The 19,312-nt window shown below is 72.9% G+C and carries 20 protein-coding genes and 1 pseudogene; 15 read left to right on the top strand and 6 right to left on the bottom strand.

Features of this window, described 5'->3' with window-relative positions:
• Positions 1–94: 94 nt before the first annotated feature.
• Positions 95–496 (bottom strand): annotated as a pseudogene (locus ACWCP2_RS00005) (type II toxin-antitoxin system Rv0910 family toxin); the annotation flags it as partial.
• Between the two features lie 214 nt (positions 497–710).
• Here ACWCP2_RS00005 and ACWCP2_RS00010 point away from each other — a divergent pair.
• Both ACWCP2_RS00010 and ACWCP2_RS00015 read left to right on the top strand, forming a co-directional pair.
• On the top strand, positions 711–1,673 hold the full coding sequence (locus ACWCP2_RS00010; RefSeq protein WP_450906277.1) for an EamA family transporter: 963 nt from the start codon (positions 711–713) through the stop codon (positions 1,671–1,673).
• Positions 1,674–1,837: 164 nt separating this feature from the next.
• Positions 1,838–2,887 (top strand): DMT family transporter, encoded by a 1,050-nt coding sequence (locus ACWCP2_RS00015; protein WP_450906278.1) that lies wholly within the window; start codon positions 1,838–1,840, stop codon positions 2,885–2,887.
• Here ACWCP2_RS00015 and ACWCP2_RS00020 read toward each other — a convergent pair.
• Positions 2,874–3,599 (bottom strand): pyridoxamine 5'-phosphate oxidase family protein, encoded by a 726-nt coding sequence (locus ACWCP2_RS00020; protein WP_450906279.1) that lies wholly within the window; start codon positions 3,597–3,599, stop codon positions 2,874–2,876. The two genes, ACWCP2_RS00015 and ACWCP2_RS00020, sit on opposite strands and share 14 nt — an antisense overlap.
• 37 nt (positions 3,600–3,636) lie before the next feature.
• Here ACWCP2_RS00020 and ACWCP2_RS00025 point away from each other — a divergent pair, with 37 nt between their 5' ends.
• Positions 3,637–4,968: an aminotransferase class I/II-fold pyridoxal phosphate-dependent enzyme gene (locus ACWCP2_RS00025; protein ID WP_450906280.1), complete on the top strand. Its 1,332-nt coding sequence runs from the start codon at positions 3,637–3,639 to the stop codon at positions 4,966–4,968.
• Between the two features lie 84 nt (positions 4,969–5,052).
• On the opposite strand, the gene ACWCP2_RS00030 is transcribed toward ACWCP2_RS00025, so the two are convergent.
• Positions 5,053–6,075: an EamA family transporter gene (locus tag ACWCP2_RS00030; RefSeq protein WP_450906281.1), complete on the bottom strand. Its 1,023-nt coding sequence runs from the start codon at positions 6,073–6,075 to the stop codon at positions 5,053–5,055.
• Positions 6,076–6,150: 75 nt separating this feature from the next.
• On the opposite strand from ACWCP2_RS00030, the gene ACWCP2_RS00035 reads away from it, so the two are divergent.
• Positions 6,151–7,134 carry a LysR family transcriptional regulator gene (locus ACWCP2_RS00035; RefSeq protein ID WP_450906282.1) on the top strand — a complete coding sequence of 328 codons (984 nt, stop codon included), beginning with the start codon at positions 6,151–6,153 and terminating at the stop codon, positions 7,132–7,134.
• On the opposite strand, the gene ACWCP2_RS00040 is transcribed toward ACWCP2_RS00035, so the two are convergent.
• Entirely contained in the window at positions 7,131–7,589 is a 459-nt protein-coding gene (locus ACWCP2_RS00040; RefSeq protein WP_450906666.1) for a pyridoxamine 5'-phosphate oxidase family protein, read from the bottom strand. The genes ACWCP2_RS00035 and ACWCP2_RS00040 overlap by 4 nt on opposite strands.
• A 91-nt stretch (positions 7,590–7,680) precedes the next feature.
• On the opposite strand from ACWCP2_RS00040, the gene ACWCP2_RS00045 reads away from it, so the two are divergent.
• From ACWCP2_RS00045 to ACWCP2_RS00095, 11 genes are all read left to right on the top strand, one after another.
• Positions 7,681–8,295: a cysteine hydrolase gene (locus ACWCP2_RS00045; protein ID WP_450906283.1), complete on the top strand. Its 615-nt coding sequence runs from the start codon at positions 7,681–7,683 to the stop codon at positions 8,293–8,295.
• Positions 8,296–8,362: 67 nt separating this feature from the next.
• Complete coding sequence (locus ACWCP2_RS00050; protein ID WP_450906284.1) at positions 8,363–8,686, top strand: PadR family transcriptional regulator; 324 nt, start codon at positions 8,363–8,365, stop codon at positions 8,684–8,686.
• Positions 8,683–9,363, top strand: a complete 681-nt coding sequence (locus tag ACWCP2_RS00055) for a permease prefix domain 1-containing protein (protein ID WP_450906285.1) — start codon at positions 8,683–8,685, stop codon at positions 9,361–9,363. Before ACWCP2_RS00050 ends, ACWCP2_RS00055 begins: the two co-directional genes overlap by 4 nt.
• Positions 9,364–9,692: 329 nt before the next feature.
• Positions 9,693–11,840, top strand: coding sequence for an MMPL family transporter (locus tag ACWCP2_RS00060; protein WP_450906667.1), 2,148 nt, complete (start codon positions 9,693–9,695; stop codon positions 11,838–11,840).
• A gap of 79 nt (positions 11,841–11,919) precedes the next feature.
• Positions 11,920–12,759, top strand: a complete 840-nt coding sequence (locus ACWCP2_RS00065; RefSeq protein WP_450906286.1) for a HipA family kinase — start codon at positions 11,920–11,922, stop codon at positions 12,757–12,759.
• Complete coding sequence (locus ACWCP2_RS00070) at positions 12,756–13,139, top strand: DUF3037 domain-containing protein (protein WP_450906287.1); 384 nt, start codon at positions 12,756–12,758, stop codon at positions 13,137–13,139. The genes ACWCP2_RS00065 and ACWCP2_RS00070 overlap by 4 nt, the downstream gene beginning before the upstream one ends.
• A 120-nt stretch (positions 13,140–13,259) precedes the next feature.
• Complete coding sequence (fabG, locus tag ACWCP2_RS00075; RefSeq protein WP_450906288.1) at positions 13,260–14,021, top strand: 3-oxoacyl-ACP reductase FabG; 762 nt, start codon at positions 13,260–13,262, stop codon at positions 14,019–14,021.
• Positions 14,022–14,040: 19 nt separating this feature from the next.
• The gene (locus ACWCP2_RS00080; RefSeq protein WP_450906289.1) at positions 14,041–14,802 is read left to right on the top strand and encodes an SDR family oxidoreductase; all 762 of its coding nucleotides are present in this window, start codon (positions 14,041–14,043) and stop codon (positions 14,800–14,802) included.
• A gap of 152 nt (positions 14,803–14,954) precedes the next feature.
• Positions 14,955–16,538, top strand: coding sequence for an ABC transporter substrate-binding protein (locus tag ACWCP2_RS00085; protein ID WP_450906290.1), 1,584 nt, complete (start codon positions 14,955–14,957; stop codon positions 16,536–16,538).
• A gap of 185 nt (positions 16,539–16,723) precedes the next feature.
• Complete coding sequence (locus tag ACWCP2_RS00090; RefSeq protein ID WP_450906668.1) at positions 16,724–17,392, top strand: uracil-DNA glycosylase; 669 nt, start codon at positions 16,724–16,726, stop codon at positions 17,390–17,392.
• Positions 17,393–17,489: 97 nt separating this feature from the next.
• Positions 17,490–17,990, top strand: coding sequence for a hypothetical protein (locus tag ACWCP2_RS00095; RefSeq protein WP_450906291.1), 501 nt, complete (start codon positions 17,490–17,492; stop codon positions 17,988–17,990).
• A gap of 55 nt (positions 17,991–18,045) precedes the next feature.
• Here the strand turns inward: ACWCP2_RS00095 and ACWCP2_RS00100 are convergent, their stop codons facing one another.
• Together ACWCP2_RS00100 and ACWCP2_RS00105 are read right to left on the bottom strand one after the other, a co-directional pair.
• On the bottom strand, positions 18,046–18,645 hold the full coding sequence (locus tag ACWCP2_RS00100; protein WP_450906292.1) for a hypothetical protein: 600 nt from the start codon (positions 18,643–18,645) through the stop codon (positions 18,046–18,048).
• Between the two features lie 72 nt (positions 18,646–18,717).
• Positions 18,718–19,242 (bottom strand): DinB family protein, encoded by a 525-nt coding sequence (locus tag ACWCP2_RS00105; protein ID WP_450906293.1) that lies wholly within the window; start codon positions 19,240–19,242, stop codon positions 18,718–18,720.
• Positions 19,243–19,312 lie beyond the last annotated feature (70 nt).

The following is a 19,312-nucleotide window of genomic DNA, read 5'->3' on the forward strand; positions in this document are numbered from 1 at the left end:
GGTGGTCCAGCCCGTCGTCGCGCCGGGCCGCCCACACGGCCGCGATCAGCGTGACGGTCGCCGCCACCAGCAGGGCGGGACGCGGGGTCCCGTGCAGCGACTCGTTCAGGGCGGCGGTGGCCGAGTCCTTGAGCTTGCCCGCCATGAGGGAGACCGCGGCGCCGGTGAACTCGCCGTCGATGCGGACGGTGGTGGCCTCGCCGTCCGGGACCAGGGTGTAGCGCGTCAGGATGGCCACGCCCATGGGGCCCTTGCCGGTCAGCGCGAAGACGTGTCCGTCCTCCAGCTCCGAGATCGTCCAGAGGACCTCGGCGGGGAAACCCATCATCTTCATGTTCTCGGAGAACGTGGACCCGACGGCGAGGGTCTCGGGGCCGCCCTTCGGGAAGTTGGTGTGGGTCATGCTCCACTGCCCGTAGGCGTCCCAGTCGGTCAACTGGGACCAGAGCTTCGCGGCGGACGCCTCGATGCGTGATTCCGCGGTGACTTCAGCCATGCGACCACCCCTTCTCGTCAGGTACGTGCGGCGGAAGGTAGTCCCGGCGGACGCAACATTCAAGACTGACGACCTGTCAGATATTGAGGAGGGCGGTGGGCACGGACCTGCCCGGTGCCGCGCCGGAGCCGGGCCGGCGACGGCTCGGTCTCGGGAGTGTCTCAACAGGTGTCACGGCCTCGTCGCTCCTGACCGGGCCTGCCATGATGTCCGAATGCAAGCGTCAGGGAGACACGCCGGACTGGGCCTGGCCCTCATTTCGGCAATCGCGTTCGGTGGTTCGGGTGTGGCGGCGAAGCCGCTGATCGAGGCGGGTCTGGACCCCCTCCACATGGTCTGGCTCAGGGTGGCCGGGGCGGCCCTCGTGCTGTCCCCGCTGGCCTGGCGCCATCGCGATCTCGTACGCCGCAAACCCCTGCTGCTCGCGGGCTTCGGTCTCGTCGCCGTGGCCGGTGTCCAGGCCTTCTACTTCGCCTCGCTGTCCCGGATCCCGGTCGGTGTGGCGCTGCTGCTGGAGTACCTCGGCCCCGCGCTGCTGCTCGGCTGGATCCGCTTCGTGCAGCGCAAGCCCGTGACCCGGGCCGCCGCGGCCGGCGCCGCCGTGGCCGTCGTGGGACTCGCCTGCGTGGTGCAGATCTGGGCCGGGCTGAGTCTGGACCTGCTCGGCGTGCTGCTCGGCCTCGCGGCCGCCTGCTGCCAGGCCTTCTACTTCGTCTTCGCCGACCAGGGCAGCGACGGCGACGACGTGCCCGACCCGATGGGCATGATCGCGTACGGCATGATCGTCGGCACCCTCGTGATGACCGTGATCGCCCGGCCCTGGCGGATCGACTGGCAGGTACTGGGCGGCGACGCGGCGCTCGGGGAGCTGACGGTGCCCGCGGGCGTGCTGCTCGGCTGGGTGGTGCTGATCGCGACGGTGTTCGCGTATCTGACGGGCGTCGTCTCCGTGCGCAAGCTGTCCCCGCAGGTCGCCGGCGTGGTGGCCTGCCTGGAGGCGGTCGTGGCGACCGTCCTGGCCTGGGTGCTGCTCGGCGAGCACCTCTCGACCTGGCAGATCATCGGCGGCGCGCTGGTGCTGGGCGGGGCCTTCATCGCGCAGACCTCCAGGCAGCCTCCGCCGCCCGGGGTCGCCGAGCCGGTGGCCGCTCTGGACCGCGATCCGAGCAAGGTCTAGGCTCGCGATCATGCCGATGACCGTGCTTCCGCCTCCCGCCGCCTAGCGCGGGCGGCTGCCACCTCGCAGGAGAACCGGCCCGGGCCGTGTCCCGGGCTGATTCGCGCTGCCCGCGAAGCGATGACCTGTTCCTTTCATCCTTCACGCACGCGCGGAGACCTCTCGTGTCGATCCCTTCGGTCCCATCCGTCCAGTCGGTCCAGTCCGACCACACGCCCGCCACCGGGCGCAGCCTGCTCTACCTCGTCATCGCCGGAACCGCCTGGGGCACGGCGGGGGCGGCCGCCTCGCTGCTCTACCTCGCCAGTGACCTCGGCCCGCTCGCCCTGTCGTTCTGGCGGTGCGCGGGCGGGCTGGCGGTGCTGCTCGCGGTGCTCGCCGTACGCCGGCGCCCGCGGGGCACCGGCGCGGCGGCGGGTGCCGCCCGGGCCAAGGCCTCGGTGGGCTCGCTGATCGCGACCGGGCTCATGTTCACCCTCTTCCAGTCCGCGTACTTCGCCGCCGTGCGCGAGACCGGCCTCGCCGTGGCCACCGTGGTCACCCTCGGATCCGGGCCCGTGCTCATCGCACTCGGAGCCCGGTACTGGATGGGGGAGCGGCTCGGCCGGGGCGGGACGGTGGCGGTCGGCGGGGCGCTGGCCGGGCTGGCCGTGCTCGTCCTCGGCGGCGGGGGCGGCGAGGTGAGGCCGCTCGGCGTCGGCTGGGCGCTGCTGTCGGCCGCCGGCTACGGGGCCATGACCCTGCGGGCCAGGCTGCTCGGGCGGCGCGGGACCGGCGGGGACCCGCTGGTCACCACCGTCTGGTCGGTGGGGGTGGGCACGGTGTGCCTGCTGCCGTTCGCCCTGGTGGAAGGGGTGATGCCGGAAACCGCGGAGCCCGTCCGGGTGCTCTGGCTGCTCGCCTACATGGCCACCGTGCCGACCGCCCTGGCCTACGCGCTCTACTTCAGCGGGGCCGCCGCGGTACGGGCCGCGACGGTGTCCGTGATCATGCTGATCGAGCCCGTCGGCGCGGCGGCGATCGCCGTCCTGGTGCTCGGGGAGCGGCTGACCGGCGCGGTGGCGCTGGGCACCGTACTGCTGCTGACGGCCGTGGGGGCGCTGATCGCGGCGGAGTCGCGGCGTCCGGCGGACGCCGCGGGCCCGGACGTGCGGGAGGGCGGGCCGGAGGTCCGGCCCGCCCCCGGCGCCGAGGCGGCCGTCAGAGCGCGGTGACGTAGTCCGGTACGGGGATGCCCGGGGCGAGGTCGGCGGCCGGGACCGGGGTCCCGTACGCCGGCGCCACCGGGACCACGCCCGACCAGAACGGCAGACCGAGGTCTTCGGCGTCGTCCGAGGGGCCGCCGCTGCGGACCTTGGCGGACACCTCGTTCAGGTCCAGGCGGATCACGGCGGTGGCCGCGAGCTCCTTGGCGCTCGCCGGCCGGGAGTCGGCCGAGCGGCCCGGGACGACCTGGTCGACGAGGGCGTCGAGCGCGATCCGGCGCTCCTCGGGGTCGGTCACCTCGTAGGCGGTGCCGTGGACGACCACCGAGCGGTAGTTGAGCGAGTGGTGGAAGGCGGAGCGGGCCAGGACCAGGCCGTCGAGGTGCGTCACGGTGAGGCAGACCGGCAGCCCCGGGTCGGCCTTGCCGGCCGCGAGGAGCGGGCGCGAGCCCGTGGAGCCGTGCACGTAGAGGGTCCGGCCGACCCGGCCGAAGAGGGTCGGCAGGACCACCGGCGCGCCGTCGCGGATGAAGCCGAGGTGGCAGAGGTAGGCCGCGTCCAGTATCGAGTGCACGGTCTCGTCGTCGTAGTGCGCGCGGTCGCGGTACCGGCTCGGGACGGTACGGTCGGTGGGCGCGTACCCGGTGGCCGGGGCATCCGCGGGCGCGGCCGGTGCCGTGGACGTCTCCGTGGTGGTCTCGGTGGCGGGCGTGACGCTCATGGTGCGGACTCCGTTGCACTAGTGCATACTTGGCTTTGTGCTAGGAGAGTATCTGATCATCGGGCGGCGCGCATCGGAAATCGCCGCGAGTGTGGAAGCGGGCGTCGCCTCGGGCGCGCTCGCGCCGGGAGCGCTGTTGCCGCCGATGCGGGAGCTCGCCGGTGTGCTGGGGGTGAACCCCAACACCGTGGCCGCCGCGTACCGCACGCTGCGCGAGCGCGGGGTCATCGAGACCGACGGGCGCCGCGGCAGCCGGGTGCGGTCCCGCCCGGCGACCGCTCCGCGCGACCAGCTGCGGATGGCCGTCCCGGAGGGGGTGCGCGACATCGCCTCCGGCAATCCGGACGTACGGCTACTGCCCGCCCTGGGTGAGGCGATGGCGGGAGCGGCGCGCCGGTACGATGCCGCGCCCACGCTCTACGGCCAGGACCCGGTCGTGCCGGAGCTGGCCCGGCTCGCCCGGGCCGCCTTCGACGCGGACGGGGTGCCGGCCGGGGAGCTGGCGGTGGTCTCGGGCGCGCTGGACGGCATCGAGCGGGTACTGGCCGCGCACCTGCGCCCCGGCGACGCGGTGGCGGTCGAGGACCCGGGGTGGGGGAGCGTGCTCGACCTCGTCCCGGCGCTGGGGCTGCGGGTGGTGCCGGTGGCCGTGGACGACGAGGGGCCGCTGCCCGACGCGGTGGAGCGGGCGCTCGCCCAGGGCGTACGGGCGCTGCTCGTGACGGCCCGTGCGCAGAATCCGACCGGGGCGGTGGTGAGCGCGGAACGCGCCGCGCGGCTGCGGGCGGTGCTCGCCGGACACCCGGAGGTGCTGGTCGTCGACGACGACCACGGGCACGGCATCGTGGACCTGCCGTTGAACGCGCTGGGCGGGGTGACCCGCCACTGGGTGCTGATCCGCTCCACCGCGAAGGCGTACGCGCCGGACCTGCGGATCGCGGTGCTGACCGGGGACGGGGTCACGCTCGACCGGGTCCGGGGGCGCCAGCGGCTGGGCCCCGGGTGGGTGAGCAGGCTGCTGCAGTACACCGCGGTGGAGCTGTGGACGGCGGGGGCGGTCGACCTCGCGGCGGTCTCGCGGTCCTACGGGGAGCGCCGGGACGGGCTGGTCGCGGCCCTGGCCCGGCGCGGGGTGGCCGCGCGGGGGCGGAGCGGGATGAACGTGTGGGTGCCCGTCGCCGAGGAGACGGCGGTGGTGACGCGCCTGCTGGGCGCGGGCTGGGCGGTCGCTCCGGGGGCCCGGTTCCGGGTGGAATCGGGGCCGGCGGTGCGGATGACGATGTCGACGCTGTCCCTGGCTGACGTACCGGTGCTGGCGGAGGCGGTGGCCTGCGCGGTCCGCCCGGCGTCCGGGGGGCGGCTGGACTGACGGCCCGGCCGTCGGCCCGGCCGTCGGCGGGGGCGGCGTGCGCTCCCGCCGGGCCGGATCGGGTCCGATCCGGCCCGGCGGTCCTCAGCGGCGCCGGGTCTGGGTGAGGGCCGCGCCGGCCAGCACGATCACGGCGCCCACCGGGGTGTTCCAGTGGAGCTGCTCGTCCAGGAGCAGGACGCCCGCCGTCGTCGCGATGACCGGGATGAAGTACGTGACCATCTGCGCGGTGGTCGGGCCGACCTCGGTGACGAGGCCGTACTGCATCTGGAGCGCCATGCCCGTGCCCAGGGCGCCCAGTGCGATCACCGACAGGGTCGGCCAGAGCGGGAACGAGGTCGGGGCCGAAGTGAACAGGGAGCTGACCGCCGCCAGTTGGAGGGTGGAGACCAGGAGCTGGGCGCCGGTCAGGGCGACCGGGGAGCCCGGTGTGGCGGCCAGGGTGCGGCGTACGTAGATCCAGCCGATCGGATAGCAGAGCGCGGCCAGCAGGGCGAGCGCGGTGCCCTTGGCGTCGAGTCCCGAGAAGCCCTGCCAGACGCCGAGGACGGTCAGGACGCCCAGGAAGCCCAGCCCCAGCCCGGCGAAGCGGCGGCGCGTCGGGCGGTCCTCGGAGAGGGCGACGAGGGAGAGGGCCATGCCCCACAGCGGCGAGGTGGCGTTGCAGATGCCCGCCAGGCTGGAGGGGATGCTCAGCTCCGCGTACGCGAAGAGGGAGAACGGGGCGGTGTTGAGCAGCAGCGCCGCCACCGACAGGTGGGCCCAGGTGCGCCGGCCCCGGGGGAGCGGCTCGCGCCGGATCAGGAGCACGGTGAGCAGGGCGAGCGCGCCGAAGAACACCCGGCCGAGGGCCACCTGGAACGGGGCGTAGGCCTCCGTGCCCACCTTGACCAGCAGGAAGCTGAAGCCCCAGATCACCGAGAGGACCGCGAAGCGCAGGCGCCAGTCCAGGCGGCCGCCGGCGGGAGCCTTCGTGGGGGCTCCCGCGCCGGGGGTCGGCGTGGAGATCGTGGCGGAGGGTGTGGCGGAGGGTGTGGCGGAGCGTGTGGCGGAGACCGGAGGGGTGGCCGTGGACAGGCGTGGGGCGGGGGTGCTGGGGGCGCTCATGACCGTAACCTTCGCCCCTCGGGACTTCGTAGGACAAGCGAAAGTTATTGGGTGCGACGTCGTAGGATCGCTTACATGTTGAACCTGGAGCGGCTGCGCACCCTCGACGCCCTCGCCCGCCACGGCTCCGTCAGCGGCGCCGCCGACGGGCTGCACGTCACCACCTCCGCCGTGTCCCAGCAGATGTCCAAGCTGGAACGGGAGGTCGGCCAGCCGCTGCTGGCCAAGAACGGGCGCGGGGTCCGGCTCACCGATGCGGGGCGGCTCCTCGCCGAACACGCGGCCCGGATCATCTCGCAGGTGGAGCTCGCCCAGGCCGACGTGGAGGCCCGGCGCGGGTGCGCGGTCGGCGAGCTGCGGATCGGTGCCTTCCCCACCGCCATGCGGGGGCTGCTGCCGCAGGTGCTGGCGCAGTTGCGCGCCGAGCACCCCGAACTGCGGCCCCGCGTGCGGGAGCAGGAGCCCGAGGAGAGCATGGCGGCCGTGGTGCGGGGCGACCTCGACATGGCCCTCGCCATCGACTGGCACAACAAGCGGATGCCCGTACCGGCCGAGCTCACGCGGGCCCATCTCCTGGACGACTGCCTGGACATCGCGGTGCCGGCCGGGCATCCGCTGGCCGGCCGCGCCGAGATCTCGCTGGCCGAGTTCGGCGAGGACGACTGGATCTCCTGGACCGAGGGGCAGTTCTGCCACGAGTGGCTCGTCTCCACCCTGCGCGGCACCGGAATCGAGCCCCGGATCACGCACATCGCGGAGGAGCACCACACCCAACTCGCCTTCGTCGAAGCCGGGTTGGGCGTGTGCGTGGCTCCCCGGCTGGGGCGCGGACCCGTGCCGCCGGGGGTCCGGCTGCTGCCGGTGTGCGACAGCGTCCGGCGTCACGTGTACGTGGTCTGGCGGGCGGACGCCGACCGCCGGCCGTCGATCCGGGCCGCTGTCGAGGCCCTGCGCGGGGTGGCCGGGGCGGCTGGGGCGGCCGGGGCGGCCGGGGCGGCCGGGGTGGCTGGAGTGCCTGGACCGTCTGGAGTGGCCCGGGCGCCTCAGAGCGCGTCCTAGATCTTGCGGAAGTCCCAGGACACGATCGAGTCCGGTGTCAGCCGGATCCAGGCGTGCCGTCCGTCGTGCGGCATCTCCGTGATGCCGAAGTTCTTGACGGGGAAGAGCCGCTCCGGCTCCGCCAGTTCCTCGCACGGCTCGCCCGTACGGGGGGCCTCGCCCACGAAGACGGCCGTACCGGACAGCTCGACCCCGCGCAGTTCGTCGTAGGCCTCGCCGGAGTCCACGACCACCGAGATCCGCGGGTCCTTGCGGAGGTCGGACCAGCGGCGGCTGCGGGTGATGGAGTACAGCCACAGCGAGGTGCCGTCCCAGACGAACCAGAGCGCGCCCACGTGGGGGCGGCCGTCCGGGGAGACCGTGGCCACCCGGCAGGTGCGCTGCTCGCGCAGGAAGGCGTTCGTCTCCTCGTCGGTCATCATGATGCGGCGGCCCCGCCGCTGCGTCCTGTCCACGGGTGTGCTGTCCATGTGGTCCGCGCCCCTTCACATCTGACTGTGTGTCAGGAATCATGCGTGCTCTTCCGTCGCCACGCCAGGGGGAGCCATGCCCGATCTCGATCCCGCCACCACCGCACTGCTCACCGTCGAGTGCCAGAACGGTGTCGTCGGCGAGGAGAGCGCACTCCCCGAACTGGCGAAGGAGGCACGGGACTCCGGCATGCTGGACCGGGTAGCCGCGCTGGTCGAGGCCGCGCGCGGGGCCGGGGTGCAGGTGCTGCACGCCGTCGCCGAGCGGCGGCCGGACGGGCTCGGGGCCAATATCAACGCGCGGCTGTTCCGGGCCGCGGGGAAGCTGCCGGTGCGCCAGCTGACGGGCAGCCGGGCCGTGGAAGTCGCCGCGCCCCTCACCGTCGCGGAGCAGGACCTCGTGGTGCGCCGGCTGCACGGGCTCTCCCCGATGGCCGGCACCGACCTGGACGCCCTGCTGCGCAATCTCGGCGTCCGCACCCTCGTCGTCACCGGGGTCTCCTCCAACATCGCGATCCCGAACACCGTCTTCGACGCGGTGAACCTCGGCTACCAGGTGGTGGTTCCCTCCGATGCCATCGCCGGGGTGCCCGCGTCCTGCACCGCCGAGGTGATCCGCAACTCCCTCTCCCTCGTCGCGGCCATCACCACGGCCGAAGCCCTCCTCGCCCAGTGGGCCCCGGCGCGCTGACGCCCGTACGCCCGGACCGGCCGAAAGCGCCCGGTCCGGGTCCGGCCCCGATGTGTAGTGTGGCGACATGAAGGCAGAGACCCTGCGAGGGCACCTGGAAGGCCTGCTGCTGGCCGTGCTGGAGCCCGGGGAACAGCACGGCTACGCCGTCATCGAGGAACTCAAGCGGCGCAGCGGTGACGCGATCAACCTGCCCACGGGGACGGTCTATCCGGCCCTGCACCGGCTGGAGGCCGCGGGCCTGGTCGGCAGCGAGTGGTCGACCTTCAACGGCCGGCGCCGCCGCAACTACTTCCTCACCCCGGCCGGACGCCGCGCCCTGGCCGAGAAGCGGACGGCCTGGCAGGAGGTCTCCTCGGTCATCTCGGTGGTGCTCGGGGGCGGGGCGTGACCGAGGCCGCGGTATTGCGGCGCTACGCCGAGCACCTCGCCGAGCACCTCGTCGGACCCTCCTCCCGGCGCTCGGAGATCCTCGACGAGGTGCTGGACGGCCTGGAGTGCGCGACCGAGGACAACCTGGACCTCTGCACCGACGCCGAGGAGGCCGCGCGGCGCGCCGTCCGGGAGTGGGGCACGCCCACCGAGGTCGCCCGGGCCTACAACGACGCCACGCTGCGGATCAGTGCCAACCGCCTCTCCGCACGCGCCGTGTGTGCGCTGCCGCTGCTCGCGGCGACCTGGGCCTCGGCCATGCTGGGGGGCCCGGCCGGACCCTGGCAGGACCGGCATCCGCCGTTGCTGCTGCTGGGGCTGTCCGTCGTCGTGTTCGGCTGCGTGCTGTCGCTGGCGGGGGCCGTCTCCGGGCTCCGCAAGGGCAGCGGCATCGAGGCCGCCGACGCCAGGCGGGACCGCGGGGTCACCACCGGGACGCTCGCGGCCCTCATCGGACTGCTCTGCGTGCTGGGCGCGCTGATCCTGCTGGTGCTGAACCGGGGTCTGAGCCATCCCGAATCCCTGGACTGGCCGATGGTCTCCGTCGCGGCGGCCATGACCCTCCTGGCCGGCGGCTACTTCGCGCCGGCCCTGAAGGGTTTCCTCGCGGTCATGCGGGGAGCCGGGCCGGCGTAACGCCGCGCAAGGCTGGCTGACGCCGCGCGAGGCCGCCTGACCGCCGTGGCGAGGCCGCCTGACCGCCGCGCAGGCCGCCTGCCGGCGCGCGAGGCCACCCAGCGCCCGTCGGGACGGCGTGATCCGAGCCCCTGGCGGGGCGGCATCCATCCGTGGATGCCGCCCCGCCGGGGGCTCTTCGCGTGTCCGGGGGCGGTGCGCGGCCCGCTCAACTCCTCTGCCGGGCAACGGCTTTGCGTTGCACGGGCCCCTCCCGGACGCTACGTTGACCACTCATGTGTAGCGTGGCTACACAATAGCGTCGCTACAGGAGGTGTGTCGTGGAGCGCATGACGCGATGGGTGCTCGCCCATCGGCTGCCCGTGGTCCTGGTCTGGGTGGTGTTCACCCTGGCCGGGGGCGCGCTGTCCAGCAGCACGATCCAGGAGCTCTCGTTCGAGTCCCGGCTGCCCGACCAGCCGGCCCAGGTGGCGAACGACACCCTCGCCCAGCGCTTCTCGCGGACGGGCGGCAAGAACGCGCCGCTGCTGCTCGTGGTGACCGTCCCCGACGGCGTGCGCGCCGACGGCGAGGCCGTGCGCAGGGCCTGGGGCGAACTGATCACCGAGGTCACCCCGCGGGGCGGCCGCAGCGTGTCCTACGCGAACACCGGGGACGACTCCCTGATCTCCGCGGACGGGCGGACCACCGTCGCGCTGGTCTACCCGCCGGCGAACCGCACCAACTCCCCCTACGAGCAGTCGCTCCCGGGGATCCGGCAGACGGTCGAGCGGGCGAGGATCGCGGGCGCCCCGGTCGAACTGACCGGCCAGCCCGTCCTGTCCGGCCGTGACGGCGGAGCCCGGCGCAGCCCGCTCCACGAGACGCTGATCGGCGCGCTGGGAGCCCTGGCCGTGCTCGGGCTCGTCTTCGCCAGCGGCCTGGCCGTCGTACCGCTGCTGATGGCCGCGGTCGCCATCCCCACCACGTTCCTGCTGGTGCGCGGCATCACCGCGGTCACCGAGGTCTCGTTCATCGTCCAGTATTTGGTGGCCCTCATCGGCCTGGGCATCGCCATCGACTACGCCCTCCTCGTCGTCACCCGCTGGCGGGAGGAGCGGCACAAGCCCGGAGCCGACGGCCCCGGCCCCGACGCGCGCCGCGAGGCGGTCGTACGCTCCGTGGCCACGGCCGGCCGCGCGGTCGCGCTGAGCGGCGCCACCGTGGCGATCTCGCTCGCCGCGCTCGTGGTCCTGCCCGTCCCCTTCCTGCGCAGCGTCGGCTACGCGGGCCTGCTGATCCCCCTCGTCAGCGTCGCGGTCGCGCTGAGCCTGCTGCCCGTCCTGCTGTACGCGTGGGGCGACCGGCTCGACAGGCCGCACCGGGCGCACCGCCCGGACAGCCGGATGTGGGGCCGGATAGCGGGGGTCACCACACGCCGTCCCGCGCTCACCGCCCTGATCAGCGGCGCGCTGCTGCTGGCCCTGGCCGCGCCCGTACTGGCCCTGCGCCTGGGGCAGCCGGCCACCGTCACGCTCGCCCAGGGCGGCCGGCCCGCGGCGGCCTTCCAGCGGATCGTCGACGCGGGCTTCGGGGAGGGCATCGCACGCCCCCTCGAAGTCGTCGTGGAAGCCGGCTCCGGTGACGCGGTGAACAGCCGCCTCGGTGGCCTCGAGGGCGTCGCGGGGTCCGTGGCCTCGGCGGAGTGGGAGCGCGGCGGACAGCGCGTCGTCGACGTGTGGACCGGGGCCGACCCGTCGAGCGGCGCCGGCCGGGAGACGGTGGCGGCGGTCGCGGACGCGGCGGGGGAGACCCCCGGCGCCCTCGTCGGCGGCGGACCCGCGCAGGACGTCGACTTCATCGACGCGGTCTACGGGTCCCTCGGGCCCATCCTCGTCCTCGTCGCCCTGCTCACCTTCCTCGCGCTGGCCCGGACCCTGCGCTCGGTCGTCCTGCCCCTGAAGGCGCTGCTCCTCAACGCCCTGTCCACCTGCGCGGCGTACGGCGTGGTCGTGCTCGTCTGGCAGGAGGGCCACGGCAGCGAGGCCCTGTTCGGGACTCCGGCGGTCGGGGCGGTGACCATCTGGATCCCCATGGCGGTCTTCGCCTTCCTCTTCGGGCTGTCCATGGACTACGAGGTGTTCATCCTCCACCGCATCCGCGAAACCCATCTGGAGCTGACCGCCGAGGGGGTGCGCGACACGGTGGTCCCCTCGGTCGTGACGGGCATCAGCCGGACCGGCCGGCTGGTCACCTCCGCGGCGCTCATCCTCTTCCTCGCCTTCACCGCACTGGCGAGCATCCCGGTCACCGATGTGAAGGTGTTCGCGACCGCGCTGGCCGCGGGCATCGTCATCGACGCCACCGTGGTGCGGGGTCTGCTCACCCCGGCGCTGGTCACACTCCTGGGGAGGTCCACCTGGTGGTTCCCGGACGCCCTGGGCGGGCTCCTGGCCGCGCCCCCCGGACGGGGCGACCGGCAGGGAAACCCCTCATGACCGCGCGGCCGACCGCACCCGTGGACCGCTGCGTCACCACGGACCGGTTCCCGGTCCGGCCGCCCGTTAGCCTGGGGAAATGCTCACAGAAGTGATCGCGACCCGCTACGTGACGCCGCTGCGCGAGGGCGGCTCGCTCCCGGGGATCGTCGAGGCCGACGATCTCGGTACCTACGTCATGAAGTTCACCGGAGCCGGCCAGGGCCGCAAGACCCTGGTCGCCGAGGTCATCTGCGGCCGGCTGGCCCAGCGGCTGGGGCTGCGCGTCCCCCGGCTGGTGCAGATGCAGCTCGATCCGGTCATCGGGCTCGGCGAGCCCGACCAGGAGGTCCAGGAGCTGCTGAAGGCCAGCGGCGGGCTGAACCTCGGGATGGACTACCTCCCCGGCTCGATCGGCTTCGACCCGCTCGCGTACCAGGTGGACCCCGTGGAGGCGGGGCGCGTGGTCTGGTTCGACGCCCTGATCAACAACGTCGACCGGTCCTGGCGCAATCCGAACATGCTCGTCTGGCACGGGGACCTCTGGCTCATCGACCACGGCGCCACCATGATCTGGCACCACAACTGGCCCACCGCCCGGAGCGCCGCCGCCAAGCCGTACAACGCCTCCGACCACGTACTGGCCCCGGCCGGCCCGGACATCGCCGCCGCGGCCGCCGCGCTCGCTCCGCTGGTCACCGAGGAGCTGCTCACCGAGGTCGCGGCCGACGTGCCCGACGAATGGCTGGTCGACGAGCCGGGCTTCGACTCCACCGACGCGCTGCGCCGCGCCTACGTGGAGGCCTTGCTGCCGCGCGCGGCCACGATCCACGAGAGGATCACGATGGAGGCCGAGGCGAAGGTCCGGACGGGTCCGCCCGGCTGGCTCGCCGACCGCCTCGACCCCCGTCCCCGGAAGATGAAGAGCGACAGCGAGTGATCAAGCGGGACGTGTTCGAGTACGCGCTGGTGCGCGTGGTGCCCCGGATGGAGCGCGGCGAGTGCTTCAACGCCGGCGTGATCGTCTACTGCCGGGCGCATTCCTACGTCCGTGCCCGCACCCACCTCGACGAGGCCAAGCTCCTCGCCCTGGACCCGAAGGCCGACGTGGCCGGGGTACGGGCCGCCCTGCGCGGTGTCGAGGGCGTGTGCGCCGGCGGGGAGTCGGCCGGGCAGGCCGCGGGCGACGACGCCGGGCGGCGGTTCCGGTGGCTGATCGCGCCGCGCAGCACGGTGGTGCAGCCGGGCCCGGTGCACACCGGCCTGACGGCCGACCCCGCGGCGGAGGTGGAGCGGCTGCTGGACCTGCTGGTGCGGTAGCCGGCCGGGTCCGCTCCCCGTTGACACGGAGTGCCAGGGCTCCTAGCGTCTCCTCAGCTGAAGCTACTAAGCGGTTGCTCACCTCCGAGGGGCCGCTTTCCCAGTGCGAGGAGATCCAGCATGTCCACCACCGAGCAGCGCGTCGCGATCGTGACCGGGGCGGCCCGGGGCATCGGCGCGGCCACCGCCGTACGCCTGGCCGCCGAAGGCCGGGCGGTCGCCGTACTCGACCTGGACGAGGCGGCCTGCAAGGACACCGTGGAGACGATCACGGCGGCCGGCGGCACGGCCGTCGCGATCGGCTGCGACGTGTCCGACAGCGCGCAGGTGGAGGCCGCCGTCGAACGGGTGGTGAGCCTGCTGGGCGCCCCGACCATCCTGGTCAACAATGCGGGTGTGCTGCGGGACAACCTGCTGTTCAAGATGAGCGACACCGACTGGGACACCGTCATGAACGTCCACCTGCGCGGTGCGTTCCTGATGTCGAAGGCCTGTCAGAAGCACATGGTGGCAGCCAAGTTCGGCCGGATCGTGAGCCTCTCCAGCAGCTCCGCGCTCGGCAACCGCGGCCAGGCCAACTACTCGGCGGCCAAGGCGGGTCTGCAGGGCTTCACCAAGACCCTGGCCATCGAACTCGGCAAGTTCGGCATCACCGCGAACGCCGTCGCCCCCGGCTTCATCGTCACCGAGATGACGGCGCACACGGCCGCCCGGGTCGGCATGGACTTCGAGGACTTCCAGGCCGCGGCCGCCACCCAGATCCCGGTGCAGCGCGTCGGGCGCCCGGACGACGTGGCCAACGCCATCGCGTTCTTCACCGGCGAGGCCTCCGGCTTCGTCTCGGGCCAGGTCATGTACGTGGCCGGCGGCCCGCTCAGCTGACGAGAGGCAGGCGCACGCCATGACGTACGACGGAACGGACAGCGGCAAGGTCGCGCTGATCACCGGGGCGAGCCGGGGCATCGGCTACGGCATCGCCGAGGCACTGGTGGCACGCGGGGACCGGCTCTGCATCACCGGCCGCAACGAGGAGGCCCTCAAGGAGGCCGTCGAGCGGCTGGGCGCGGACCGGGTGATCTCGGTCGCGGGCAAGGCGCACGACGAGGCCCATCAGGCCGTCGCCGTGGAACGCACGATGGAGGCCTTCGGGCGCGTCGACTTCCTGATCAACAACGCGGGGACCAACCCGGTCTTCGGTCCGATCGCGGACCTGGACCTGGGGATCGCCCGCAAGGTCTTCGAGACCAACGTGATCTCCGCGCTCGGCTTCGCCCAGCGGACCTGGCACGCCTGGCAGAAGGAGAACGGCGGCGCGATCGTCAACATCGCCTCCATCGCCGGGGTCTCCGCCTCGCCCTTCATCGGGGCGTACGGGATGAGCAAGGCGGCCATGGTCAACCTGACCCTCCAGCTCGCCCACGAGATGGCTCCGGGGGTCCGGGTCAACGCGATCGCGCCCGCGGTGGTGAAGACCAGGTTCGCGCAGGCCCTGTACGAGGGCCGCGAGCAGGAGGCCGCGGCGGCCTATCCGCTGGGCCGGCTCGGGGTCCCGGAGGACATCGGAGGGGCCGCGGCCTTTCTTACATCTGCACAAGCGGAATGGATCACAGGACAAACTCTCGTCGTTGACGGGGGAATGTTCCTCAATGCCGGAGTGCACTGACCGATAATCGGACGCATTTGCCTCCGAGGGGGAGGCAAATGCGTACCGAATGGGCACGTAATCGGTCAAGTGCCGCATGAAACCTACCCATTGGTTTCGTGATGCTCTGCGGTAGGGTCTGCCGCACCCCTGGCTGATCGAGGAGCGTGCACGTGTTCAACCGGACCAGATGCCTGCAGATCACTGCGGCCCTTGCGTCCATATCCCTGATCTCCGGATGCGGCCTGTTCTCGGACGACGGCGGCAATGGAGACCAGCGGATTGTCGTCGGAACGACGAGCGCCCCCACGACCCTCGATCCGGCGGCGGCCTGGGACGGCTCCTGGGAGCTCTACCGGAACGTCTACCAGACGCTCCTGGCGTTCCCCACGGGTGCCACCAAGCCCCAGCCGGACGCCGCCCAGAGCTGCGAGTTCACCGACTCCGGGAACGAGTCGTACCGCTGCATCGTGCGCAAGGGCCTGAAGTTCTCCGACGGCGAGCCGCTCGACGCCAAGGCCGTCAAGCACTCGCTGGACCGGATCCGGACCATCGACGCCCCGTCCGGCCCCAAGGCCCTCTTCGGCAGCCTCGACAAGATCGAGACCCCGGACGCGCAGACGGTGGTCTTCCACCTGAAGACCCCGGACGCCACCTTCCCCTTCGTGCTCGGCTCCCCGGCCGCGTCGCTCGTCTCGCCGAAGCAGTACCCGGCCGACAAGCTCCGCGAGGGCGACGCGGTCACGGGCTCCGGGCCGTACACCCTGGAGTCGTACAAGGAGGCCGGCGAGGCGGTCCTGAACCGCAACGAGAGCTACAACGGCTTCGCCAACCGCCGCAACGGCGGGGTCACCATCCGCTACTTCGCGGACTCCAAGAAGATGATCGCCGCCCTCAAGGGCAAGGAGATCGACGCGACCTACCGCGGCCTCTCCGCCGACGAGGTCAAGGACCTCCAGGCCCCCGCCTCGCACGACGCGGGCGTCCAGGTCGTGGAGAACGTCGGCTCGGAGATCCGCTACCTGGTCTTCAACCCCTCGGACCCGCAGGTCGCGAAGGCCGAGGTGCGCCGGGCGATCGCCCAGATCGTCGACCGCGGGGCGCTCGTCTCGAAGGTCTACCAGGGCACCGCCGAGCCGCTCTACTCGATGGTCCCCAAGGGGGTCGTCGGCCACCGCACGCCGTTCTACGACTCCTACGGCCAGCCGGACGTGGCCAAGGCCAAGAAGACCCTCAAGGACGCCGGGATCCCGACGCCGGTGCCCCTGACCTTCTGGTACACCACCGACCGCTACGGCGCCTCCACGGCGGACGAGTTCACCGAGCTCAAGCGCCAGCTCGACGAGAGCGGGCTCTTCAAGATCACCCTGCGCGGTCAGCCCTGGAAGGCTTTCCAGGAGGGCTACAAGAAGGGCGAGTACCCGGTCTTCGGCCGCGGCTGGTTCCCCGACTTCCCGGACCCGGACAACTTCATCGCGCCGTTCGTCGGCAAGGAGAACGCGGTCGGCACCCCGTACGAGTCCAAGGAGATCGTGGACGTCATCCTGCCCAAGTCCCGCCGCGAGAGCGACCGGTCGGCCGGTGTCCACGAGTTCGAGAAGGCCCAGCAGATCTTCGCCGACGACGTCCGGCTGCTGCCCCTGTGGCAGGGCAAGCTGTACGTCGCCGCCCGCGACGACATCGCCGGCGCGGAGCGGGCGCTCGACCCGCAGACCGTCATGCAGGTGTGGGAGCTGTACCGCAAGACCAGCTGGTAGCAGGCCCGGACCCGGAACCGGGCCGTTCTCCGCCTCGCCCGTCCGCACCGCCCACCCGGGCGGGGCGGGCGGGCGTCGCGTTGTCAGTGGGCACCGGTAGGTTCTGGAGCAGCCGCGCGAAGCAGTTGCGCGAGCGGACGTGACGTGTCGAAGAACGTGTACCGGAGGTTGTCGCCGTGACCCAGATGCTGCCCGAGTCCTGGCTCCCCGTCCTCGGCGGGGAACTGGACCAGCCCTACTTCAGGGAACTCACCGAGTTCGTCGAGAAGGAGCGGGCGAACGGGCCGGTCTACCCGCCCCGCGAGCAGGTCTTCGCGGCCCTCGAGGCCACCGCGTTCGACCAGGTGAAGGTCCTGGTCCTCGGCCAGGACCCCTACCACGGCGCGGGCCAGGGCCACGGGCTGTGCTTCTCCGTGCAGCCCGGCGTGAAGACCCCGCCCTCGCTGCGCAACATCTACAAGGAGATGCAGGCCGAGCTCGGCACTCCGATCCCGGACAACGGCTATCTGATGCCGTGGGCCGAGCAGGGCGTCCTGCTGCTCAACGCGGTGCTCACCGTCCGCGAGGCCGAGCCCAACTCGCACAAGGGCAAGGGCTGGGAGAAGTTCACCGACGCGGTGATCCGCGCGGTGGCCGAGCGCCCCGACCCGGCCGTCTTCGTCCTCTGGGGGGCGTACGCGCAGAAGAAGCTCCCGCTGATCGACGAGGAGCGGCACGTCGTCGTCAAGGGCGCCCACCCCTCCCCGCTGTCGGCCAAGAAGTTCTTCGGCTCCCGGCCCTTCACCCAGATCAACGAGGCCGTCGCCGCCCAGGGTCATGCGCCGATCGACTGGCGGATTCCGGACCTGGGCTGACGGCCGACCGCGCCTAGGCGGCATTGCAGGTGCCTGCGGCTAGCGTCTTGATGATCGGACCGGAGCAGGTCTGACGGGAACACAGCCGGAGGCCGCGTTGACGGAGCAGCAGGAGGCGTCTGAGGACGCCGTCATGACCAGGATCGGCCAAGCCGTCATCCTGCTGCACGCCGGCGACCGCGAGGAGGCCCGCAACCGCCTCGGCGAGCTCTGGTCCGAGCTCGGCACGGAGGGCGACTCCCTGCACCGCTGCACGCTCGCGCACTATCTGGCGGACGCGCAGGACGACCCCGCCGAGGAGCTGGCCTGGGACCTGCGCGCCCTGACCGCCGCGCACACCGACACCGACGGCCCCGGCCCGCCGGCGGCCGTACGGGTTTTCTACCCCTCTCTGCACCTGAGCCTGGCCGCCGACTACGTCAAGCTGCGGCGTCCCGAGGCCGCCCGGATCCACCTGGCGCGGGCCCGCGCCGCCACCGGCGCCCTGGCCGACGACGGGTACGGGAACGGCGTACGGGCCGCCATCGCCCGGCTGGAGCGCCGGCTCGCGGCGGAACCGGCCGAGGGCCGCAGGCCGTTCCCGGAGCAGAACCAGTAGCGGGGCGCGGGCGGCGTCCTTCGGCGGGACGCCGGGGCGCGGCTCGGCCGGGCGGTCAGCCGCCCTGGACGCCCGCGCAGATACGGGCCTCCGGGCTGTCGGGATGCCAGCGCCCGTGCCGGCGGCCCAGCGCGCACACGTCGGCCGGCCGCACCGGCAGCTCCCGCACCAGCTCGCGCGGCACCTCGCCGCGCTCGCCGCGCGGCTGCCCGGGGTGCTGTCCGCCGGGACGTCCGCCGGCGTGCTCCCGGTGCGCGCCGGGCTGCCGGGGCTCCGGGATGTCCGGGACCGGCGCGGCGGCCGCCGGGGCTCCGTGCCCGCCCCGCCGACCGTCCCCGGCCGCCTTCGCGTCCGCGGCCGGGTCCGCGGCCCGCGGGACGGCGGCCCGGCCGGACGTGGAGGGGGCCGGCCCGGCCGGTCGCCCCGGCGCGGCCTCCACGGCCTCCAGCGCCTCCAGGGCGGGTGCCCGGACGACCACCGGCGCGGCCGCCTGCCCGCCGAGGGGCTCGTGCCGGGGCGGCGCCCCCCGGGTGCCGGGACCGGGGGCGGCCGCCGGCTGCACGGGGGCCGGGCTCACGTTCACGCAGCCGGACACGGCCGAGACCGCACAGGCGACGCCGAGCAGCAGTTTTGTCGTGGTTCGGGTTGGATGCACTCACACAACTCTGCTGTGCGAGGGCACCGTTGCGAAAACCCGGAGCCGATATTCACCCCGCACGGGTGACGGCTACTCGCCCGTGGCGCCGTCCAGGTGCTCGCGCAGCAGGTCGGCATGGCCGTTGTGGCGCGCGTACTCCTCGATCATGTGGGTGTAGACCCAGCGCAGGCTGAACACCTCGCCCCGGCGGTGGCTCTCGGGCTTGGAGGCCAGCTCCAGGGAGAGCCCGGCCGCGGCCTGCCGGGCCAGCTCGATCTCGGTCTGCCAGATCCGCTCGGCGTCGGCCCAGGTGTCCCCGTCGGCGAACTGGAAGTCCCCGTCCGGGTTCTCGTGGCTGCTGAACAGTTCGGGCAGGTCCTCGTCCAGCATGATCTCCCGGAACCAGTACCGCTCCACCTCCGCCATGTGGCGCACCAGCCCCAGCAGGCTGAGCCCGGACGGCAGCAGGGCGGTGGTGCGCAACTGCGCGTCGGAGAGCCCCTCGCACTTCCAGGCGAGGGTGGAGCGGTGGTAGTCGAGCCAGCCGTCGAGCATCTCGCGCTCGCCGGCCGTGGTGGAGGGTTCGGTTCGGTGGGATCCAGTACTGATCGTCATGGGCCCATCCTGGTCGAACACGAAGGGTGGTCACCACCGATTAGGCTGCTCACTCCCACAAGGAACGAAC

It is taken from the genome of Streptomyces sp. NPDC002104 (assembly GCF_053593795.1).